General features: G+C 38.4%; 4 protein-coding genes. All 4 read left to right on the top strand.

All coding sequences use genetic code 11. The annotated features are described in order from the left end of the window. On the top strand, window positions 1-277 hold a 277-nt coding region (locus PX484_RS22845), incomplete at its 5' end, for a putative toxin-antitoxin system toxin component, PIN family (protein ID WP_288105664.1). Beyond that, the gene (locus tag PX484_RS22840) at window positions 274-528 is read left to right on the top strand and encodes a hypothetical protein (protein WP_288105661.1); all 255 of its coding nucleotides are present in this window, start codon (window positions 274-276) and stop codon (window positions 526-528) included. The genes PX484_RS22845 and PX484_RS22840, both read left to right, overlap by 4 nt. Further along, window positions 528-899, top strand: a complete 372-nt coding sequence (locus tag PX484_RS22835; RefSeq protein ID WP_288105658.1) for a putative toxin-antitoxin system toxin component, PIN family — start codon at window positions 528-530, stop codon at window positions 897-899. Before PX484_RS22840 ends, PX484_RS22835 begins: the two co-directional genes overlap by 1 nt. A 3-nt stretch (window positions 900-902) precedes the next feature. Beyond that, on the top strand, window positions 903-1500 hold a 598-nt coding region (locus PX484_RS22830), incomplete at its 3' end, for an RNA-guided endonuclease InsQ/TnpB family protein (RefSeq protein WP_288105656.1).

The following is a 1500-nucleotide window of genomic DNA, read 5'->3' as shown; positions in this document are numbered from 1 at the left end:
TCAGCAGAAATTTCAAATATCTGAACGGGGACTTAGAGAATATATCGCGGAAATTCGTCAATTTTCTAGCCTTGTTCCGATAACAAGACAACTGAGAGCGGTTCCCAACGATCCCGATGACGATATGATCATAGAATGTGCGATCGCTGGCAAGGCTACCCATATTATTACGGGGGACAAACATCTTCTTTCACTGGTTGAATATCAAAATATTCAGAACGTAAAAGCAAAAGATTTTCTGGACTTTTTAGATCAAAATAATAACCATCAATTATGAACTTTACTCAATGGGATTTTATTAAAAGATATTCCCGAAGAAAGATTATCCGCAGGAGACGTGGGAAATTGGTAGAAAAACATCAAATCGAGGGATTAGAAACGGGGTATAGTGTCGGATTTTTCGATAGGTTGGGAAAAACGATTACTGTTGTCACCATGGCCGAAAATTCCCTCCGTTTCCCCGCCCCGCTAAGACGGAAGAAGAAAAAGAAGAATTTATCGATAGATAATATCGTTCATGAAAAATAGTGGCTCCCATTGTCGGTTTTGATACAAATATAGTAATTCCTGCCTTGCTTTTCCCCGGCAGAAGTCCACTTCTGTGCGTGTCTATGGCAAGAAACGAGCGGATACAATCGGTAACTTGCCAAGAAATTTTAGATGAGTTTTCAGAAAAGCTTATTGTAAAATTTACACTTTCTGAAGAAAAAACCGAGGAAATTATTGAAGAAGTTTGCCAATTTTCTCGAATTGTCAGAATTAATCAAGAGCTTACCCTAGTATCTGCCGATCCTGATGACGATATGATCATCGAAAATTTGGGTCTGAAACCCCGTCGTTCTACGACGGCTTTACTGTTAAATATGAGCATCGTTTACGAAATATATGCTAAAATGTGAGATATGGAAAAAGCCTATTCTTACCGATTTTACCCCACACCAACACAAGAGTCCCTATTGCGGCGCACTTTGGGCTGTGTAAGATTAGTTTACAACAAAGCTCTCCACGAACGAACACAAGCTTGGTACGAAAGACAAGAAAGAGTAGGATATGTTCAAACTTCTTCAATGTTGACCGATTGGAAAAAGCAAGAAGAATTAGAGTTTTTAAACGAGGTAAGCTGTGTACCCTTACAACAAGGGTTAAGACATTTACAAACAGCTTTTACTAATTTCTTTGCTGGTCGTAATAAGTATCCTAACTTTAAGAAAAAACATCAGGGAGCAAGTGCCGAATTTACCAAGTCTGCTTTTAAATTTAAAGACAGACAAATCTATTTAGCTAAATGCACAGAACCTTTACCCATTCGATGGTCAAGACAAATCCCAAAAAGCTGTGAACCAAGCACAGTAACAGTCAGATTACATCCTTCTGGACGCTGGCATATTTCAATTAGATTTGATGACCCAACGATTAAGCCATTACCAGTAACAGATAAAGCCATCGGAATTGACTTAGGAATTAGTAGTTTAGTAATTACCAGCGATGGCGATAAAGTAT

Source organism: Microcystis sp. M49636_WE2 (assembly GCF_030065375.1).
GTDB lineage: Bacteria > Cyanobacteriota > Cyanobacteriia > Cyanobacteriales > Microcystaceae > Microcystis > Microcystis aeruginosa_C.
The sequence above is the reverse complement of the archived record's forward strand: the minus strand, read 5'-3'. Positions and strand labels throughout refer to the sequence as shown.